At 50.2% G+C, this 18,522-nt stretch carries 17 protein-coding genes; 16 read left to right on the forward strand and 1 reads right to left on the reverse strand.

The genetic code is table 11. The features are described 5' to 3' along the window. Nucleotides 1-345 precede the first annotated feature (345 nt). Nucleotides 346-1,866, reverse strand: a complete 1,521-nt coding sequence (locus QZQ08_RS05835) for a serine hydrolase (protein WP_296329286.1) — start codon at nt 1,864-1,866, stop codon at nt 346-348. Nucleotides 1,867-2,085: 219 nt separating this feature from the next. On the opposite strand from QZQ08_RS05835, the gene QZQ08_RS05840 reads away from it, so the two are divergent. The 16 genes from QZQ08_RS05840 to QZQ08_RS05915 all read left to right on the forward strand — a co-directional run bounded on the left by QZQ08_RS05840 (nt 2,086) and on the right by QZQ08_RS05915 (nt 18,459). Next, nucleotides 2,086-3,180 carry a dipeptide epimerase gene (locus tag QZQ08_RS05840; protein WP_296329288.1) on the forward strand — a complete coding sequence of 365 codons (1,095 nt, stop codon included), beginning with the start codon at nt 2,086-2,088 and terminating at the stop codon, nt 3,178-3,180. Nucleotides 3,181-3,214: 34 nt separating this feature from the next. Then, nucleotides 3,215-4,393 carry a DUF819 family protein gene (locus QZQ08_RS05845; protein WP_366140919.1) on the forward strand — a complete coding sequence of 393 codons (1,179 nt, stop codon included), beginning with the start codon at nt 3,215-3,217 and terminating at the stop codon, nt 4,391-4,393. A gap of 60 nt (nt 4,394-4,453) precedes the next feature. Continuing rightward, the gene (locus QZQ08_RS05850; protein ID WP_296329294.1) at nt 4,454-5,245 is read left to right on the forward strand and encodes a serine hydrolase; all 792 of its coding nucleotides are present in this window, start codon (nt 4,454-4,456) and stop codon (nt 5,243-5,245) included. Nucleotides 5,246-5,560: 315 nt separating this feature from the next. Beyond that, nucleotides 5,561-7,459: a glutamine synthetase gene (locus QZQ08_RS05855; protein WP_296329296.1), complete on the forward strand. Its 1,899-nt coding sequence runs from the start codon at nt 5,561-5,563 to the stop codon at nt 7,457-7,459. Between the two features lie 28 nt (nt 7,460-7,487). Further along, nucleotides 7,488-8,069, forward strand: a complete 582-nt coding sequence (locus QZQ08_RS05860; RefSeq protein ID WP_296329298.1) for a 3D domain-containing protein — start codon at nt 7,488-7,490, stop codon at nt 8,067-8,069. A 13-nt stretch (nt 8,070-8,082) separates the two neighbouring features. Then, nucleotides 8,083-8,529: a PaaI family thioesterase gene (locus QZQ08_RS05865; protein WP_296329301.1), complete on the forward strand. Its 447-nt coding sequence runs from the start codon at nt 8,083-8,085 to the stop codon at nt 8,527-8,529. A gap of 111 nt (nt 8,530-8,640) precedes the next feature. Then, complete coding sequence (locus QZQ08_RS05870) at nt 8,641-9,777, forward strand: acyl-CoA dehydrogenase family protein (RefSeq protein ID WP_296329303.1); 1,137 nt, start codon at nt 8,641-8,643, stop codon at nt 9,775-9,777. Nucleotides 9,778-9,832: 55 nt separating this feature from the next. Beyond that, the gene (locus QZQ08_RS05875; protein WP_296329307.1) at nt 9,833-10,105 is read left to right on the forward strand and encodes a hypothetical protein; all 273 of its coding nucleotides are present in this window, start codon (nt 9,833-9,835) and stop codon (nt 10,103-10,105) included. Between the two features lie 293 nt (nt 10,106-10,398). After that, nucleotides 10,399-11,964 (forward strand): phosphoenolpyruvate carboxykinase (ATP), encoded by a 1,566-nt coding sequence (pckA, locus tag QZQ08_RS05880; RefSeq protein WP_296329310.1) that lies wholly within the window; start codon nt 10,399-10,401, stop codon nt 11,962-11,964. Between the two features lie 138 nt (nt 11,965-12,102). Then, on the forward strand, nt 12,103-12,564 hold the full coding sequence (gene tsaE, locus QZQ08_RS05885) for a tRNA (adenosine(37)-N6)-threonylcarbamoyltransferase complex ATPase subunit type 1 TsaE (RefSeq protein WP_296329313.1): 462 nt from the start codon (nt 12,103-12,105) through the stop codon (nt 12,562-12,564). After that, nucleotides 12,558-13,250 carry a tRNA (adenosine(37)-N6)-threonylcarbamoyltransferase complex dimerization subunit type 1 TsaB gene (gene tsaB / locus QZQ08_RS05890; protein ID WP_296329315.1) on the forward strand — a complete coding sequence of 231 codons (693 nt, stop codon included), beginning with the start codon at nt 12,558-12,560 and terminating at the stop codon, nt 13,248-13,250. Before tsaE ends, tsaB begins: the two co-directional genes overlap by 7 nt. Further along, entirely contained in the window at nt 13,223-13,684 is a 462-nt protein-coding gene (gene rimI, locus QZQ08_RS05895) for a ribosomal protein S18-alanine N-acetyltransferase (protein WP_296329317.1), read from the forward strand. The genes tsaB and rimI overlap by 28 nt, the downstream gene beginning before the upstream one ends. A 9-nt stretch (nt 13,685-13,693) precedes the next feature. Then, complete coding sequence (tsaD, locus tag QZQ08_RS05900; protein ID WP_296329320.1) at nt 13,694-14,716, forward strand: tRNA (adenosine(37)-N6)-threonylcarbamoyltransferase complex transferase subunit TsaD; 1,023 nt, start codon at nt 13,694-13,696, stop codon at nt 14,714-14,716. Nucleotides 14,717-14,831: 115 nt separating this feature from the next. After that, nucleotides 14,832-16,292 carry an undecaprenyl-phosphate galactose phosphotransferase WbaP gene (gene wbaP, locus QZQ08_RS05905; protein ID WP_296329323.1) on the forward strand — a complete coding sequence of 487 codons (1,461 nt, stop codon included), beginning with the start codon at nt 14,832-14,834 and terminating at the stop codon, nt 16,290-16,292. Nucleotides 16,293-16,325: 33 nt separating this feature from the next. Then, a complete protein-coding gene (gene galU, locus QZQ08_RS05910) occupies nt 16,326-17,204 on the forward strand; it encodes a UTP--glucose-1-phosphate uridylyltransferase GalU (protein ID WP_296329326.1) in 879 nt (292 codons plus the stop codon). Between the two features lie 19 nt (nt 17,205-17,223). After that, complete coding sequence (locus QZQ08_RS05915; protein ID WP_296329329.1) at nt 17,224-18,459, forward strand: nucleotide sugar dehydrogenase; 1,236 nt, start codon at nt 17,224-17,226, stop codon at nt 18,457-18,459. Nucleotides 18,460-18,522: the final 63 nt, after the last annotated feature.

The following is an 18,522-nucleotide window of genomic DNA, read 5'->3' on the forward strand; positions in this document are numbered from 1 at the left end:
CCTTTTTCAATATTTATTTGTCCATGACCCCACAAATTTCCGTGAAGAACCAATTATTTTGGTTTCTATTAGCTGCAACTTGTACAAGCCTTACAGCAAGTAGTGACAAGTTTGTCCTCATGCGTATCCATGAATAAGATCATACTTGGGGTAAGGGGGCGCCTTCTTTACCCTATTTTTATATCTCGAACAGAAAAAAGACGCAAAAAAGAGGCTGCAAAGAAATGATGGACTCATTTTCTTGTAGCCTCCGCTGCACTCAAACCCACCTAAAAAATAGGAAATCTAACAGCCGCGATTAAGTGGAAAGGAGTGACCACGTCAGAGGATGATTTGCCGCCTTTATTATTGTCCAAAGTAGAGGTGGCGGCAGATGGCATCCATGATTTTTTCTTCCCAGATGTAGTTGCCGCTGTAAATCCCGGCACTTCGCGGGTCTTCATCTTCTGCAATGGCTTCGCCGTTCATGATGTAGAGGAAACCGTTTTGGGTTCCCGGTACGACAAAGACGCCGGCAAGAAGGCCATAGGCCTCCCCTGTATGGCCCCACAGGTCAAGGACGTGGTCTTTGACGACGCGGCTTGTTCCCGTCCCTTTGATGGGGTAAAGGGCAAGACCATAGCCTTCGATGGAACCGTTATAGGTATCACCATTTTTATGGGCCGCGGTATAGGACCATTGAGGGGTCATCATTTCCCGGACAAGGGCGGAAGAAAGGACGCGTTTGCCATTGAAGGTTCCCTTATTGATGAGAAGACGCAGGACATGGGAAAGTTCTTCGTAGGAAATGCGGAGCCCGCCTTGGGGAGCAAAGATGGTTCCGTTGGTTCCGACTTTGTAGCCTGAAAGGCTGTAGCCGCTTGGCGCAAGGGAAGGGCTGGGCTGACGGCCTCTAAAATCATCAACTTGGGGAATCCAAGGACCAAATTCGTTCCAGTTGCTGCCCCTGTTTTTCCGATAGACGGTTCCTAATTCCTTGAAAGCTGTTGGTGAAAGCGTGGCAGGAAAGAAACTGGCTTCTGTTTCAAGGTCCGTGAGGATATGGCGCTTCATGTATCGGTCGAAGCGTTCTCCCGTTACTTTTTCGATGATGGTCCCAAGGACACCATAGTTGATGTTGGCATAGGTGAAATATTTCCCGGGCTGCTGCCATTTTGACGCAAAGTGGGAGGGATGGTAGTAGCTCGTGCCCGGTTTGAAATAATCCCGAATGGGAACTGATGGCGGCAGGCTATAGCTCCTTCCGTCACGCAGGCTCGAAGTGTGGGAAAGAAGCATACGCACCGTTATGGGGACCGTGGGCGCATTAGGGTTGCGCAGACTGTAGCCTAGATAGTGACTGACATCTTCGTCAAGCTGGATCTTTCCTTCCTGGACAAGCTGCATGACGGCAAGGCCTGTCACGGTCTTTGATACGGAGGCAACGCGGAAGCGTGTGTTTCTTGTTACTGGTTCATCCTTGCCTCCGGAACTTGCTCCAATATGGCGGCGTCCGGCAAAGTGGGAGTAGATCTCACGGCCGTCCTTGAAGACGATGACGCCAAGGCCGGGGACTTTTGTTCCCGAATTTCCAATCATGTCGTCAAGGTCCTTGGTCAGGGCCGCTTTTGATTGGGCTGAGGGCATTCCTTTTTTGAGCCCGGCCGGTGCTTTTTGTCTGGCAGTCCGGTAGATAGCCGCTTTCTTTGCCGTTTTTTTTGGTGCTGCCGCGGCCTGCACTGAGCCCAAGGGATAGAAGGATAGGCTGATAAGGCCTAAAAGGCCTAGAACGAAGATTTTTTTGGGATACCATTGCTTCTTCAATGAAAAACGGGCGCCTTGCTGGAAAAGGGCCCGGACACCACCTTTCTTTTTTGCGGGAATCATGCTTTTCTTTCATTATAGCGAAGTCGGACGGCAGGAACAAGGAAGGGGGAGGGGAAGTTCGCTTTTTTGACGCATATTTTTTATAAAAAAAGATACAAAAAATATGTATAAAATGATTGAAAAGGGCTGAACAAGAAGGATGAGGGAATTATTATTGACGGAATAAAAGGAAAGAATTATGCTTGGTTTATCAAAATAAAGTGGGAGGTGTGTATTTTTATGAAGATAACCGCCATCAAATTAGGCAGAATTTCTGTCCCGCTGCGCGTTCCCTTCAAAACGGCCCTGCGCCGCGTTGATTCCGTAGAAGATGTCATTGTCGAGGTGCATACGGACACGGGGGAAATTGGCTATGGAGAAGCGCCTCCAACCGGTGCCATTACGGGGGATACGACAGGAGCCATCATTGGCGCCATTACCGATCACATCCGTAAGGCCCTTGTAGGACGTGATATCGATGATTTTGAGGACCTGACAAAAGCTTTGGATGGTGCCGTTGTCAAAAACAGCAGTGCCAAAGCGGCTGTCGATATGGCTCTGTGGGACCTGTACGGACAAAAATATCAGATTCCCGTCTATAAACTGCTCGGTGGGGCTCGGAACAAGATCATCACGGATATTACAATCAGCGTCAATTCGCCGGAAGAGATGGCCCGTGATGCTGTAAATGCCATCAAGCGGGGCTATGATACCTTAAAGGTAAAGGTGGGGATCGATCCGACCCTTGATGTAGCCCGTCTCAAAGCCATTCGTGACGCTGTAGGAAGCGCGCCCCGCCTTCGCATTGATGCCAATCAGGCTTGGGGCCCAAAAGAAGCTGTCCGTCTCCTGAATGAAATGCAGGAATCCGGTCTAGCCATTGAACTTGTGGAACAGCCGGTCAAGGCCCATGACCTAGAGGGACTGAAATATGTGACGGAACGCTCTTATGTGCCGGTCCTTGCTGACGAAAGCGTTTTCAGTGCTGAAGATGCCCTGAAAATCGTGGAAATGCGCGCGGCGGATCTCATCAATATCAAGCTCATGAAATGTGGAGGGTTGACGAATGCCCTCAAGATTGCTGCCTTGGCGGAGATCTCTGGCATAGAATGCATGATTGGCTGTATGTTGGAGGCCAAAGTGAGTGTCAACGCGGCTGTGCACCTAGCCTGTGCCAAAAAGGTCATTACCCGCGTTGACCTTGATGGGCCTGTCCTTTGCAGTGAAGATCCCATCGATGGCGGTGCCGTTTTCAACGAAAAGGAAATTACTGTTTCTGACGCGCCGGGTCTTGGCATCAAGGGCATCCGCGGTTTGACTTATCTTGCTGTATAACGGCGCCTGGTTTTTTTGAAAGGAAGTGGACATGATGGTCATTGCGAACGGTTTTACGTATATTGCTTTTCTTATGTGTTTGGCAGGGATTCTTCTTGCCCTTGAAAAATACACAAAATGGAAGATTTTCAATGTCGTGCCGCCTCTTGTCTGGATCTATGTCCTCAATATGATTTTCTGCACCATGGGTCTCTACCATTCCAAAGAAGTTTCCGCTGCTTATAAAGCGCTCAAGAACAATCTCCTGTATGCTATGATCTTTGTCATGCTCCTGCGCTGCGATTTCCGGAAACTTGCCAAGTTAGGCGGGCGCATGGTGGCCATTTTCCTTGGCTGCTCCCTTACGCTTTTTGTTGGGTTTATTGTTGGGTACCCCATTTTCAAGGGCTACCTTGGCAGTGACACGTGGGGCGCTGTAGCTGCCCTGTATGCCTCCTGGGTTGGCGGCTCTGCCAATATGGCGGCCATGCAGGCTGCCCTTCCTGTTGATGCTGGCGCCTACAGCTGTGCACTCGCCCTTGATACGGTTTGTTATTCTGTTTGGATTGCCTTGCTTCTGCTCATGGTCCGCTATGCTTCCAAGTGGAACCGTGCTGTAAAGGCCGATACGTCAAAGCTTCAGGCTGTAGCCGATGCCGCTGCGGCGGAAGTGGCCAAGGAAAAGAAACAGGCTGGCGGGGCGGACTGGATCTTCCTCATCGGACTTTCCCTTGTTGTATCTGCCATTTCCCAGCAAGTGGGGGCTTCCCTCAACGGTGCCCTCAAGGCCGTTGGTCTTGCGATGTTCGATAAAGGTTCCATGACGACCCTTTTTGTAACGGTCCTGGGCCTTGTCTGCGCCATGACGCCTCTTGGCAAAGTGCCTGCTGTAGAGGAACTTTCAAGTGTTTATCTTTATGCGGTTGTTTCCCTTCTTGCTTCGACGGCTTCTGTAACGGATCTCCTGGCAGCTCCTATGTGGGTGGTCTATGGTTTTTTTATCCTCGCCGTTCATGTAGTCCTTATGTTCCTTTTGTCCAAACTTTTTCATTGGGATCTGTGCATGGTCTCTACGGCATCCCTTGCTAATATTGGCGGGGCGGCTTCTGCCCCGATTGTAGCTTCTGCCTATGATGCCTCCTATGCAGGGATCGGGGTCCTTATGGGTGTCTTAGGGGCTGCTGTTGGAAATTTTGCCGGTATGATCTGCGGCGCTATCCTCAAAATGATGTAACTCATTTCAAACGGGGCTGTCTTTTAGGCAGCCTTCTCTTTTTATGAAAGGGGAGTTGTTGTGGAAACATGGGATGTATTGCAAAAGGATGTGGAGATGTACCTGGCAGGGCGTCCGGGCAAGACCGCTGTCAGCTGCTGGCTCCTTACGGAGGAGCAGGGTTTTTCCATCGGAGGAAAAAATGAATTGCCTTCGGCAAGTCTCATCAAGCTTCTTGTTCTTGCAGAACTTTGTGAAGAAGTCAGACGGGGCAGGGTGGACCTTAAGGAAGCAATTCCCATCTTAGGGCCAACCGTAACTGGCGGTGATGGAATCATAAAGGAATTGAAAATTGGGCACACTTTTACGCTGGAGGAACTGGCTACGCTTATGATCATTGTCAGTGATAATGAAGCGGCCAATCAGCTGATAGAGAGGCTGGGCAGGAAGGCCATCAATGAAAGAGCAAAAAAGTTAGGCCTTACACAGACTCATTTGGGGCGCTTGATGATGGATGATGCAGCAGGAAACAAGGAACGGGACAATTGGACCAGCGCTGATGACATGGTCCATCTGCTGCGCGTGATCTGCGAGACTGCCAAAATGGGCAGTCCCCTTGGCCGCTGGATGCTTTCCCTGCTTGCCCGTCAGCAGCAGGAGGGAGGCCTTACACGTAATCTTCCTGACTATGTGCAGGTCGCCCATAAATGTGGGAATCTTACAGGCGTGGAACATGATGCGGGTATCTTCCTGGGAAAACGGCCTTACCTATTGGCTGTCCTTACGACAGAACAGCCTGCGTCTTATGTGGGACGGGAAACCATCGGCATGGTCAGTTTCCTTTGTGCTAAGGCCTTTGGCTTGTTAGGATAGTCTAATCTAATAAAGTTCGGAAAAATAAGGGAAGATCACGAAAAAATAGAAGAAAAATAGATAAAAGTGGAGGGTGTCCAATATAAAATCGAACTTAATAATTACAAAAATGTAAAACGTTCGTAAAATCCACAAAAAAGACTAGGCAATCTTTTCCTCGTATGCTATAATAGGCCATGTAATTCAAGGGGAAAACAGATCCTCTCGGGTTGCTTTCTTGTTGAAGGGGATACATTGTGGGTGGATGGATGTCCACGGTGCAGACCTAACGCGTAAGCAGATAGATAGGCGAGATAGGAAAGGGGTAATGAAACTATGTATCAGAAAGATCTTCTTTATGTGATCAAACCGAGCCAGCTCACACCGGATACGTTGAGAGCCATCCTGCTGCAGCATCCGGAAGTCCAGTTCGTTTCCTTCATGGGCATTGACTTTGCTGGCAACGATACGGATGAAAAAGTTCCTATCAGCGCTTTGCTCGATGATATGGACACCATGCTTTATGAACATACGGCCCAAACGGATGGTTCTTCCGTTGTCCTGCCTGGCGTGGCTTCCCTTGATGACGCTCGCGTTGACATGGTGGCCGATCTCAGCGTCAACTGGTTTGTTGACTATAATACGGAAAACTTTGATGCTGATAACGGGAAGATGATTGGGACGCTCCGTATCCCTTGCTTCTTGAAGCACAACAACGAATTTGTTGACTCCCGGTATATCCTTAAGAGCACCCTTGATTATGTGGGCAAGGAGCTGCTTGGGGAAATGAAAAAGAAAGGCAGCGTCCCCGGCCTTGCCTGCGATCCCAAGGAGATTGAGGAAATCCTGTTCACCAGCGCGACGGAACTTGAGTTCTGGACCAAGACCCCTCGTGAAAATGTTTCGACAACGGACCTTTCCTCTTCCCAGGTCATGCAGGAACAGTATTGGCAGCGTACGCGCGGCAATGTTCGGACTTCCTTGGAACAAGCCGTCCAGACTCTGAATCTTTATGGCCTTAATCCTGAAATGGGACATAAGGAAGTGGGCGGTGTCCGCGGTCAGCTCGATGAAAATGGCAACATGACCCACGTCAATGAACAGCTGGAAATTGACTGGCGTTTTTCGAACCCGCTTCAGGCTGCAGATAATGAAATCCTGGTCCGCAGTGTTGTGAAGGAAGTCTTCCGCTCCAATGGACTTGAAGTTTCCTTCCAGGCAAAACCAATCTTTGGCGTGGCCGGCAGCGGTGAACATACCCACGTCGGGATTGCCGCCCGCCTGAAAGACGGTAAGATCATCAATCTCATGAGCCCTGCTGATATGAAGAAAGATTTTCTTTCTGCCGTAGGCTATGGCGTACTCATGGGTATTCTCAAGAACTATGAAGTCGTAAACCCCATCGTTTCGGCTACGACCGATGCCTTTAACCGCCTGAGACCTGGCTTTGAAGCCCCTATCTGTATCGTAACGAGTCTTGGCCGCAGCTATGATGTGCCGACCCGTAACCGGACCATTCTTGCTGGCCTCATCCGTGATGTTGAAAACCCGAAGGCAACGCGCATCGAAATGCGGGCCCCCAACCCCTTTACCAACACTTATATGGTCACGGCGGCTTTCTATCTGTCCGCCCTTGATGGGATTGTTGCCGCCCTGCGTTCGGGCAAGGACACGAAAGCCCTTGAAAAAGAAATCTCCAAGAAGCCGGGCGAAGAAGGATTCTACCTTGAAAAGGATCGGGCCTATCGTGCTGAAGACAATGTCTTTGAGGACTATACTGAAGACGAACGGAACAAGTACTTTGGCAAACCACCTGCAACGGTTTGGGAAAACATGAAAGCCTTTGATGCCTATCCGGAAAAGGTGGAAGTCCTGACCCGCGGCAACACTTTGAAGAAGCTGTACCTTGAATCCTTTAAGGAAGGGGCCCTGATCCGCTGGCAGACGGAACTTCTTCAGCATCTTATCCCCAATGACCGCAATAAGGTCAAGGCCATGAAACCCGTGAAGACTGCTTCGTCAACGGCTTGGGATGATGGGCTGTGGCAGCGTGTGGAAGACCTGCGTGTTGAAATTGCCAAGGATACGGACACGAATACCAGTCTTTTCAGTCAAATCAAAAAAGCGTTTACTGACGGAGATTTTGACAAAGCCTCCAATCTTCAAGTACAATTAAGTCGTAAGATGGAAGAATTGGAAGCGTTGTATACGGATTACCTGAACAACATGATCTGATCCTTCCCGTAAGGGAGGTTGAGAAGCTGTGCATGTAAGAAAATTAGGTTTCTTCCTGGCACTCCTTCTTCTTTTGACAGCGCCCCTTAGTTGCGTACAGGCTGCCAAGCTGGTGGCCCAGTACGGTGCTAAGGGGCGTCGTGTCGAAGAAGTCCAATCGATGCTCCATGAGCTGAAACTCTATCGGGGCGAGATTGATGGAGAGTTTGGTAAGGGAACCAAGGAAGCAGTCCTGTCATTTCAGAAAAAACAAGGGAAAAAATTAACTGGTTCCGTAGATTGGCCCCTGTATAACCTGATGAGTAAAAAAAGCGGCCTTTCCTTTGGCCGGTACCGTAAGATTTGGTCCATGGAAGCCTCAGCTTACAGCCCTCAGGATCCCGGTGTAGGGAAAATGACGTCGACCGGGCGCGTCCTGCGCAAGGGCATTGTGGCCACCGATCCTTATCTTATCCCCATGGGAACCAAGCTTTATATCATGGGCTATGGGGAAGCGGTCGCAGCTGACGTGGGCAGCGCCATCAAAGGGAACCGGATCGACCTTGCGTTCATGAGCCGGCGGGAAGCCCTCGAGTGGGGCAGACGACGCGTTACCGTCTATATTTTGTAGAGGAGGATTTTCCATGGCAAATGTAATGAATGCCCAAGAGATCAAGGAATGGATGTACCACAAATTTGAAGAAAATGCTTTTATGAAGCTGGCTGATATCAGCATCCTGGAAGTAACCTGCGGCGCTTGCAAGATGGCTATGGACGTCGACCCGGAAAAACATGGGAACCGCTACGGCGTGGTTCATGGTGGGGCTCTTTTTACGCTGGCCGATACGGCTATGGGAGCAGCCTGCTACAGCATTGGGGCTAAGGTTGTCACCCTTTCAAGCTCCGTCAATTTCATTCGTAATACAGCAGAAAAATGCCGCGTCATCGCTACGGCAACCCTCATTCACGTGGGACATTCCACCATTGTCTGCCGTGTTGATATCGAAGGGCCGGATGGACGCAAAATGGTTGATGTGACAGGAACCATGTTTGTTGTCGGCCATTTTGACGAGATTCCCCAAAAGTGGTAAAATAAAAAATACTTATGAGTCATTTGTCAATACTTGCCTGACTGGCGGGTCCGCTAGGCTAGGCCAAAAGGGAGCCCGTTTGGGAAAACAAATCATAATCAGGAGGATCACATGGATTTCGCATTAACGGAAGAACAATTGGAACTTCAGGCCATGGTTCGGGAGTTTGTCGAAAAGGAAATCGTTCCTTACACGGATGAAATGGATAAAAACAATGCCTGCCGTCCGGAAATCATCAAAAAGGCTGGAGACATGGGGCTGCTGAACCTGGTTGTCCCGGAAGAATATGGCGGACCGGGCCTTGACAGTGTGACCATTGCCATGATTTACGAAGAATTGGGCAAAGGCTGCGTTGGCGTGGCTACGTCTATTGCTGCAAATGCCCTTGCTTCCTATCCAATCTTGATTGCTGGCAATGATGAACAGAAGAAATATCAGTGTGATCTACTCAATAACGGCGGCCTGGCTGCTTTTGCCCTCACTGAACCGGACGCTGGCTCCGATGCGGGCGGCGTTTCGACGAAAGCCGTCAAGGAAGGCGACCATTATGTCCTTAACGGAAGCAAGGTCTTTATTACCAACGGTGGGATTGCTGACAGCTTCCTTGTCTTTGCCAATACGCGCAAAACGGGCGGCATCCGCGGCTTGACCTGCTTTATCGTCCCGAAGGGAACGCCGGGCTTTTCCGTTGGCCGTAAGGAAGATAAGATGGGGATCCGTCCTTCCAATACGTGCGAGCTCATCCTGGAAGATGTTGTTGTTCCTGAATCCATGCGCGTAGGCAGGGAAGGACAGGGCTTCCGCATTGCGATGCAGACGCTTGATTCCGCTCGTCCTTTCGTTGCTTCCGTAGCCGTAGGTGTGGCTCAGTCAGCCCTTGATATCGCGGCTCGTTACGCTCGGGAAAGAAGACAGTTTGGTCAGCCCATTTCTTCCTTCCAGCTCATCCAGGGCATGGTGGCAGATATGGCCATGAAAGTCCATGGCGCCCGCCTGATGGTCCAGCAGGCTTGCTGGATGCGTGACCAAGGCCTTGAATTTGGCATGGAAGCAGCCATGAGCAAATGCTTTGCTTCCGATGTGGCGATGGAAGTCACGACGGATGCAGTCCAGATTATGGGCGGTTATGGCTATATGAAGGACTATCCTATGGAAAAGAAAATGCGTGATGCCAAGATTCTCCAGATCTACGAAGGAACCAACCAGATCCAGCGTCTTGTTATTGCCAATAAAATCCTGTATTTATGATGCTGAGGGGGGCTGCTTGGGCGGTGCCCCCTTTTTTGCTGAAAAGGAGTGCGTCATGAAATCTTTTACCATGTTTGGCAGCCATGTCTGTCCTGATACGATTGCCGCGATGTGCATCCTGGACCAAAAAGGTTTTTCCTATACGTATAAGGATATTACAGGCACCATGATTTTCCTGAAGGAATTTCTCCACCTCCGTGACAGCCGTGAAGCCTTTCAGGCCGTCAAAGATGGCGGTTATGTGGGTATTCCCTGTTTCCTTTTTGAAGACGGGAGCCTTACGTTTTCTGTGGATGAGGCCATTGCGTGGAGCGGGCAGGCAGAATGATCATCCATATTTCGCCAAAAGAAATAAAATGTTGCTGATGTCTTTTTTGAGTGGACAGAATACTCCTGCTGCGGGGTTTCTGTCCGCTTTTTTCTAAGGGGCAGTTTTAAAAGGAACGCATAAAAGCGGGATAAAATGCGGCCCGGTGGGCCATAAGCGGCAAAGTGCATTTTCTATCGAGATAGCTAATTTTCAGATACTTAGAGTTGCCAAGGCGGACAATCTGTCATATAATGAGTGTTATGAATGAAACGCTTTTTCTTCAATAATTAACCATAGGAAGAGGTAACGACATGAATAGTGAAAAGCTGCTGGCCGAAGCCAAAGAAGTCGTTCGGGACTTGAGTGTCCGCGAACTGATCGAAGCATCCATCCGCAATGGGGAAGGAACGTTCTCCGATCGGGGAGCCCTGCGTGTTACGACGGGTACCCATACGGGACGGTCCCCGAAAGATAAGTTCATTGTCGATACGCCCTTGACCCACGATATCGTAAATTGGGACAATAACCAGGCCTGCACGGAAGAGACCTTCAACCGGCTCTACGCCAAGTGCGAAAAGTTCATCAAGACCCATCGTGTCTATGTAAAGAATGTCAAGGCCGGGGCCGATCCCAGTTATCAGATCCGTGTCAAGTTCATCAACGAAATGGCCTGGCAGACGGTTTTTATCAGCCAGCTTTTCATTAAAACGGATGAATCCAGTACGGTGCCTGAAGACTTTACGGTCATTTCCCTGCCCGATGTCATGGCAGATCCTACTGTTGATGGAACGAACTCCGAAACCTTTATCATCCTGAACTTTGACAAGAAAGTTGTTCTCATTGGCGGCGGCCTTTACGCCGGGGAACTCAAAAAATCCATCTTCTCCGTCATGAACTTCCTCCTGCCCCAACAGGACGTCCTTTCCATGCACTGCTCCTGCAACGAAGGCAGCAAGGGCGATGTGGCCCTTTTCTTCGGCCTTTCCGGTACGGGAAAGACCACTCTTTCCGCAGACCCCCATCGTGCCCTTATTGGTGATGATGAACATGGTTGGGGGGATAATGGTGTCTTTAACGTTGAAGGCGGCTGCTATGCCAAGTGCATTGACCTCACTGAAGACAGTCAGCCCGAAATCTATCGCGCAGTCCGTTTCGGCGCCGTCATGGAAAATGTCGTCGTCGATTCCAAGACGGGGGCGCCTGATTTCAGTGACAACACCATCACGGAAAATACCCGTGTGGCCTATCCTTTGAATTACATTCCCAATGCCAAGATTCCAAGCCGTGCCGGCCATCCTAAGAATATCATTCTCCTTACGGCCGATGCTTTCGGCGTCCTGCCTCCGATTTCAAAGCTCACGAAGGAGCAGGCCATGTACCATTATCTTACGGGATATACGAGCAAGGTCGCAGGGACAGAACGGGGGATTACGGAACCGCAGGCAACGTTCTCCACTGCTTTTGGCGCACCTTTCCTGCCCCTGCAGCCCCTTGTCTATGCGAAACTTTTGGGTGAACGGATTGCCCGTCACGAAACCAATGTGTACTTGGTCAATACGGGATGGAGCGGCGGTCCTTACGGCGTCGGCAAGCGCATGAAGCTTGCTTATACGAGGGCCATGATCCATGCAGCCCTTGATGATGAACTGGGTGAAGAAGGCTGGACGACTATGCCCATGTTTGACATTGCCATTCCAAAGTCCTGCCCCAACGTGCCGAGCACGATCCTCAACCCGCGGAATACGTGGACGGATAAGAAGGCCTACGATCAGATGGCAAAGAAACTGGCCAGCCTCTTCATTGATAATTTTAAGAAACTCTTTGAAGGCAAGGTCACTGACGATATTGCCTCTGCCGGTCCCCATATTGATGATTGACTGTCCGTCTAGGGAGTGCTGCCGATTAAGCAGCACTCCTTTTGTCTTCTTGGCAGGCCCCCTTCCTTTTCTGGGAGACTTTGGCAAAGGTCAGGGGGAAGTGTGGTATAATAGACGCCGTAAAGGAAGGTGGAAGCCATGATCATCGCGTGTCCCACGCTTAAAGAAACAAAAAAATTGGGCTGTGCCCTGGGAACCGTCCTTGGTGACGGCGATGTGGTCCTTCTTGACGGGGACCTCGGTGCCGGCAAGACGACACTTGTTACGGAAATTGCAGAAACAATGGGCGTGGACAGACGGGACGTATCAAGTCCCACATTTTCCCTCATGAATATCTATCGGGGGAAGAAGCTGACCCTCCAGCATTTTGACCTCTATCGTCTGACCTCCCATGAAGAGTTGGATGATATCGGGTTTTATGAATATGTCGGTACTTCTGGTGTGACCTTCGTTGAATGGGCTGAACTTTTTCCTGATGAAATGCCGGAAGACCATCTGTCCATTATTCTCCGCCAGGAAGGAACGGGGAGAGTGGCCGAATTGGTGCCCCAGGGTGCCCATTATGAAGCGCTTGTAAGAAAGGTGGAAGAATTGTGCTGACCCTTGGAATCGATACATCGACCCGGGTCTCCTCCGTTGCTCTTTGTGATGGAGAAAAGATCCTAGGGGAAGTGGATATCAACGTTGGAATGACCCATTCCGAAGGACTCGTGCCCCAACTGGAGGTCTTATTGGAACGGACCCATATACAAAAAAGCGAGTTGGAACTGATCGCCGTAAGCCGCGGTCCCGGCTCTTTTACAGGCCTGCGTATCGGCATGGCGACGGCTGAAGCCCTGGCTTACAGCCTGAAGATTCCGCTGCGTGCCGTCGATACCTTGGAGGCAATCAGTTATAACCTGCCTGTAGCAGGGGTGCTCCTTGTACCCGTCCTTGATGCCCAGAAGGGAAACCTTTATGTAGGGCAGTATCTTTGGGACCAGGGACGTATGGAAGAAGTGGAACCTGTTTCCATCCTTTCTCAGAAGGAAATCATCCCCCTTATGGAACAAAAGGACCGGCCTGTGATCCTTTTGGGAGAATGTCACCGCATCCCCAAAAAAGAGGGATTCCTGGTTGCCATGGCACCGGAAAGTGCCCGCATGCCCAGAGCCAGTTCCGTTGCGATTCTCGCCCAGGAAAACTATGAACCTGGGGACCTTTACGATTATTTTGGGATGGAGCCTTTTTACATCCGTCGCTCTGAAGCGGAGGAACTATGGGAAAAACAGCATCCATCGAAGTAAGAAAGCTGGCAGAGGGGGACCTTTCCTGGGTCCTTCCCATGGATGAAGGGTCCTTTCCCTTAGCGTGGAAAAAGGAAACCTTTTTGGAAGAACTGTCAGGGCGGCTGGCCCATTACTACGGCTTATTTGAAGGCAGCACGCCCTTTGCTTACGGCGGTTTTTGGCTTGTCGCCGGAGAAGCGCAGATTATGCGCCTTGCTGTTGATCCAGGCCGCCGGGGTGAGAAAAAGGGGCTCTTTCTGGTGGCTTCCCTGATTGAAAAGGCGCGGGAGCTTGGCGCGAAGGAAGTGACCCTTGAAGTGCGGGAACATAACCTGCCGGCCCGTAAAACCTATGAACATTTAGGCTTTTTTCCCTGCGGGAAACGGCCCCATTATTATGCAGACAGTGGGGAGGACGCAGTGTTCATGCGTCTTCTCCTTACCAATATGTGAGAAAGGAACATGATGGAAAAAGATCTTACCATCCTAGGCATTGAAAGCAGTTGTGATGAAACTGCAGCTTCCGTCGTCCGTAACGGGCGGGAAGTGCTCTCCAGTATTGTGTCGACACAAATCTTGGTTCACCGCAAATTTGGCGGTGTCGTTCCGGAAATTGCGTCCCGGAAACATATCGAACATGTCATGCCCGTCATAGACGAGGCAATCAAGGAGGCCCATCTTGAGTTAAGGGATATTGACGCCATTGCTGTCACCTATGGACCGGGACTTGTAGGGGCACTGCTTGTCGGTCTCAGTGCAGCAAAAGGACTTTCGCTGGGAACTGGAAAACCCCTGATTGGGGTCAATCACTTAGAAGGCCATGTTTTTGCCAATTTTCTTTCCGATCCGGACCTTAAACCTCCGTTCTTGGCCTTAGTTGTGTCTGGCGGTCATACGTCCCTGCTTGTTGTGGAAGACTATAACACGTTCCGTCTTTTGGGGCAGACCCGTGATGACGCAGCTGGAGAAGCCTTCGATAAAATTGCCCGCTTTATGGGCCTGCCTTATCCTGGCGGTCCGGAAATCGAAAAACTTGCCCTTTCCGGCAAGGCAGGGGCCATTGACTTTCCGCGGCCGCTTCTGCCCAATAGCTATGATTTCAGCTTCAGCGGCCTGAAATCAGCTGTCATTAACTATCTTCATGGTGAGGCACAGCGCGGTCATGAGGTAAGACGGGAAGACGTGGCTGCTTCTTTCCAGGAAGCCATTGTGGACGTTCTAGTAACCAAATGTAAGGAAGCGCTGATTGCGACGGGACTTAAGAAAGTTGTCCTTGCCGGTGGGGTGTCCGCTAATCGCCGCCTGCAGGAAGCTCTTGCCCAAGGAGCTGCTTCCGTGGGCGCGGAACTTGTCCATCCAACGCCCATCCTTTGTACAGATAATGCTGTCATGATTGCCGTACGGGGCTATTATCAGTACCTTGCTCATGATTTTGCCACCCTTGATCTTAATGCCAATCCATCCCTTAAATTGGGGGAGGCGTAAGACCGCAATCTTATTGAGAAAAGCAGGCGAATATTGTAACCGCCTGCTTTTTTCGATATAATGTAGAATATGTACAATACCCGGTTTTCCGGTTCTAGGATGGGAGTGTGTGCTTGTGCGTCCTGAGTCTAAGCAGGAAGAATCACAGGGAATCCATAAACGCTTCATTGAGCATCATTTGAGTTATTTTTTGCCCACGTTCTATATGCTGAGCGACTGGGTCTTTATCCTTTTGGCGGAACATCTGGCCATCGGTGCCCGAAATGGCCTGATGGGCAGTTCCGTGCTGCACATTGCTTGGCTCAATAAGTGGATTATCTTTCCCCTCTTTTTTATTTTATTTTTGCGGGCCGGTCGGGTCTATCAGAAACCGATGGGAATCTGGCGCCTGCTGGAGCGTATCTTTTACGGCTGTGTCTATGCCATTTGCCTCATTATCCTCTTGGTCTACTTGACCCACATTGGCAATTCCACGAGCCGGCTCTTCATTGCTTTTTTAGGAATCTTTTCCTTCCTCTTCCTCAGCCTTTCACGTCTTGTTATGACCAAGGTCCTTGACTGGGCTGGTATTGGGCGTTATCCAGTCCTTCTTGTTGGGGCCGGCAAGACGGCACAGCTGCTCCTGCGCGGCATCAAGAACGACGTTGGGCTGAATTATCACGTCATCGGTTATGTCGATGACGCTGGGGAGCGAAAGGAAAATGTTGGCAATCTTCCCTATCTGGGAACCTTGGACGAGATTGAGCCGATCTTGGCAAAAACGCAGGTCAATGATGTTTTCATTGCGGCTCCCGGTCTTCCTCCAAAGAAGCTTGACAGCCTGATTTACCGCATCCAGCCCCTTGTCAGGAATCTTTCCTTCATCCCTGATCTCATTGGGCTTCCCGTCAATGGGGTCACTGTGGAAAGTCTCTTTAATGAGCGGCTGCTTGTCATGGGCCTGCGCAATAATTTGGCTAGAAGTTACAACAAGATCCTGAAATACCTGTTTGACATGGTCCTGACCCTCATTGGCATCCTTGTGATGAGTCCCATCCTGCTTCTCTTGGCTCTTTTGGTACGGCTTGATTCACCCGGTCCTGTTCTTTTTGCCCACCGGCGGATCGGACAGGGCGGAAAGGAATTTCCCTGTTATAAATTCCGTACCATGTGCGTTGATGCCGATGTGAAATTAAAGGAGTACTTGGCTTCTCATCCGGAGGCCCGGGAAGAATGGGAACGGGACTTCAAACTCAAGGATGATCCCCGCATTACGCGGATTGGACACATCCTGCGCCGGACGAGCCTTGATGAACTGCCCCAGCTCTTTAACGTCCTTAAAGGAGAAATGAGTCTTGTTGGGCCGCGCCCCATTGTTCGGGCTGAAATCCCTAAATATGGCAGCTATATCTCTGACTTTTATATGGTTCGTCCCGGCATTACGGGGATGTGGCAGGTGAACGGACGCAGTGATACGACCTATGAGGAGCGGGTCCAAATGGATTCCTGGTATGTCCGCAATTGGTCGATTTGGCTTGACCTGTCTCTGCTTTGGAAAACATTCAGTGTTGTATTACATCATAAAGGGGCCTACTGATGAGGAGGCCCTCTTTGTTTAGGAGGAACACTCATGCAAAAAGTGCGTAAAGCCGTAATTCCGGCTGCTGGTTTTGGGACCCGTTTCCTGCCAGCTACAAAAGCGATGCCCAAGGAAATGCTTCCCGTTGTTGATATTCCGACCATCCAATACATTGTCGAGGAAATCCGTGCAAGCGGTATTGAACAGATCCTCATCATCAGCGGTCATGCAAAGCGGGCCATTGAGGATCATTTTGATTCATCTCCTGAATTGGAAAATCATCTCTATCAAGCCGGGAAATTGGAACAGCTGCGGCAAATTCGTGATATTTCAAGCATTGATATCCATTATATCCGTCAAAAGCACATGCGCGGCCTGGGAGATGCCATTTACTGTGCCAAGGACTTTGTTGACGGGGAACCTTTTGCCGTTATTTTGGGAGATGATATTGTCTATACGGAAGGAAAGCCGGCCCTGCGCCAGCTCATGGACCAATATGAGGCGACAGGAGCCACCATCCTGGGCTGCCAGACCGTACCCCGTGAGGACGTATCCAGTTATGGCATTGTAAAGGGAACGGAAGTAGCTGGCGTAGATGGACTCATGAAAGTCGAGGACATGGTGGAAAAACCGGCTGTCAAGGATGCACCGAGCCGTATGGCGATTTTAGGTCGGTATGTCATTACGCCGGATGTGTTTGATGTCCTTTCTGAAACAAAGCCAGGAAAGGGTGGGGAAATCCAGCTCACTGATGCCCTGCGGGTCATGAGCCATCGGGAGGCCCTTTATGCCTATCGTTTTTCCGGCCGTCGCTACGACGTGGGCAATAAACAAGGCTATCTCCAGGCCATGGTGGAATATGCCCTGCGCCGAGATGATCTAAAAGATGAATTTGCTTCCTATTTGAAGAACATCGTGAAGGATCTGTAACTGGTTCGAAGGTGAAATCATGGAAAAGAAAAAACGGGATCTTGTCCTTGCTGTGGCAGGTCTGGGCTATGTCGGACTGTCCCTTGCTGTTTTGTTATCCCAGCATCACAAAGTTTATGCAGTTGATGTGGATCCACGGCGTGTAGAAGCGTTGTCACAAGGCCGTTCCCCGATTTCAGATCGGGAACTGGAACGTTACCTGAAAGAGCGGCCGCTCCAGATTGAGGCAACACTGGATGCGCGCCAAGCATACCAAAAGGCCGATCTTGTGATTGTCTCGGTCCCAACAGACTATGATGAAGTCCATCATCAGTTTGATACGTCCCATGTAGACGAGGTCCTGACCTTGATCGAACAGGTTCATCCAGGGGCCCTTGTTGTCATCAAATCCACGGTTCCTGTAGGGTATACGAAAGCGGCTACGCAGCACTATCAGAAGCTGCGCCTGCTTTTCAGTCCTGAATTTTTGAGAGAAGGAAGGGCCCTTTATGATAACCTTTACCCTTCCCGTATCATCGTGGGAATCGGTTCCCAAGGACCGGACATGGAAACAGGGGCCCAGCTGTTTGCAGGGCTTCTTGAAGAGGGCGCGGAAAAAGAAGATGTTCCTGTCAAAATCATGGATTCTTCAGAAGCGGAAGCGGTTAAACTTTTTGCCAATACCTACCTTGCCCTGCGAGTGGCCTATTTCAATGAACTTGATACCTACGCCTGTGTAAAGGGCATGGATACGAAGGCCATCATTGATGGCGTCTGCCTTGATCCGCGCATTGGCGGGCATTATAATAATCCATCCTTTGGGTATGGCGGATATTGTTTGCCCAAGGATACGAAAGAACTCAAGGCGGATTATTGCGGCGTCCCGGAAGCCCTGATGGATGCTGTCATCCGTTCCAATGAGATCCGCAAAGCGTTCATTGCGCAGCAAGTCCTGGATGCGGCCCGGTCTGCTGTAAATCGCGATGCTGCTTGTCCTGTCATTGGCATCTATCGCCTGATCATGAAGTCTGGCAGTGATAATTTTCGGCAAAGTGCTATCCAGAACATCATGGCCTTACTCAAAAAAGAAGGGGCAGAGCTCCTCATCTATGAGCCAACCCTTGAAGAGGGCAGCTTATTTGAGGGCGCACGTGTAACGAGCGACTTGCCGTACTTTAAGGAAACAAGTCAGGTCATTGTGGCAAACCGTATGGATAGCGCGCTTGAAGATGCTGCCCATAAGGTCTATACGCGTGATCTATTTGGCCGCGACTAATGGGTGGCTGCTAAAAAATAACGACGCCTGCAGGAATGCAGGCTTTTTTGAAAAGTAGGAAAG

Source organism: uncultured Acidaminococcus sp. (assembly GCA_900538365.1).
Taxonomy (GTDB): Bacteria; Bacillota; Negativicutes; order Acidaminococcales; family Acidaminococcaceae; genus Acidaminococcus.

Bases quoted from the DNA above. Each gene is read 5' to 3' on its own strand.
- QZQ08_RS05835 (WP_296329286.1), bottom strand. From the start codon at position 1,866: ATGATTCCCGCAAAAAAGAAAGGTGGTGTCCGGGCCCTTTTCCAGCAA.
- QZQ08_RS05840 (WP_296329288.1), top strand. From the start codon at position 2,086: ATGAAGATAACCGCCATCAAATTAGGCAGAATTTCTGTCCCGCTGCGC.
- QZQ08_RS05845 (WP_366140919.1), top strand. From the start codon at position 3,215: ATGGTCATTGCGAACGGTTTTACGTATATTGCTTTTCTTATGTGTTTG.
- QZQ08_RS05855 (WP_296329296.1), top strand. From the start codon at position 5,561: ATGTATCAGAAAGATCTTCTTTATGTGATCAAACCGAGCCAGCTCACA.
- QZQ08_RS05865 (WP_296329301.1), top strand. From the start codon at position 8,083: ATGGCAAATGTAATGAATGCCCAAGAGATCAAGGAATGGATGTACCAC.
- QZQ08_RS05870 (WP_296329303.1), top strand. From the start codon at position 8,641: ATGGATTTCGCATTAACGGAAGAACAATTGGAACTTCAGGCCATGGTT.
- QZQ08_RS05875 (WP_296329307.1), top strand. From the start codon at position 9,833: ATGAAATCTTTTACCATGTTTGGCAGCCATGTCTGTCCTGATACGATT.
- pckA (WP_296329310.1), top strand. From the start codon at position 10,399: ATGAATAGTGAAAAGCTGCTGGCCGAAGCCAAAGAAGTCGTTCGGGAC.
- tsaE (WP_296329313.1), top strand. From the start codon at position 12,103: ATGATCATCGCGTGTCCCACGCTTAAAGAAACAAAAAAATTGGGCTGT.
- rimI (WP_296329317.1), top strand. From the start codon at position 13,223: ATGGGAAAAACAGCATCCATCGAAGTAAGAAAGCTGGCAGAGGGGGAC.
- tsaD (WP_296329320.1), top strand. From the start codon at position 13,694: ATGATGGAAAAAGATCTTACCATCCTAGGCATTGAAAGCAGTTGTGAT.
- galU (WP_296329326.1), top strand. From the start codon at position 16,326: ATGCAAAAAGTGCGTAAAGCCGTAATTCCGGCTGCTGGTTTTGGGACC.
- QZQ08_RS05915 (WP_296329329.1), top strand. From the start codon at position 17,224: ATGGAAAAGAAAAAACGGGATCTTGTCCTTGCTGTGGCAGGTCTGGGC.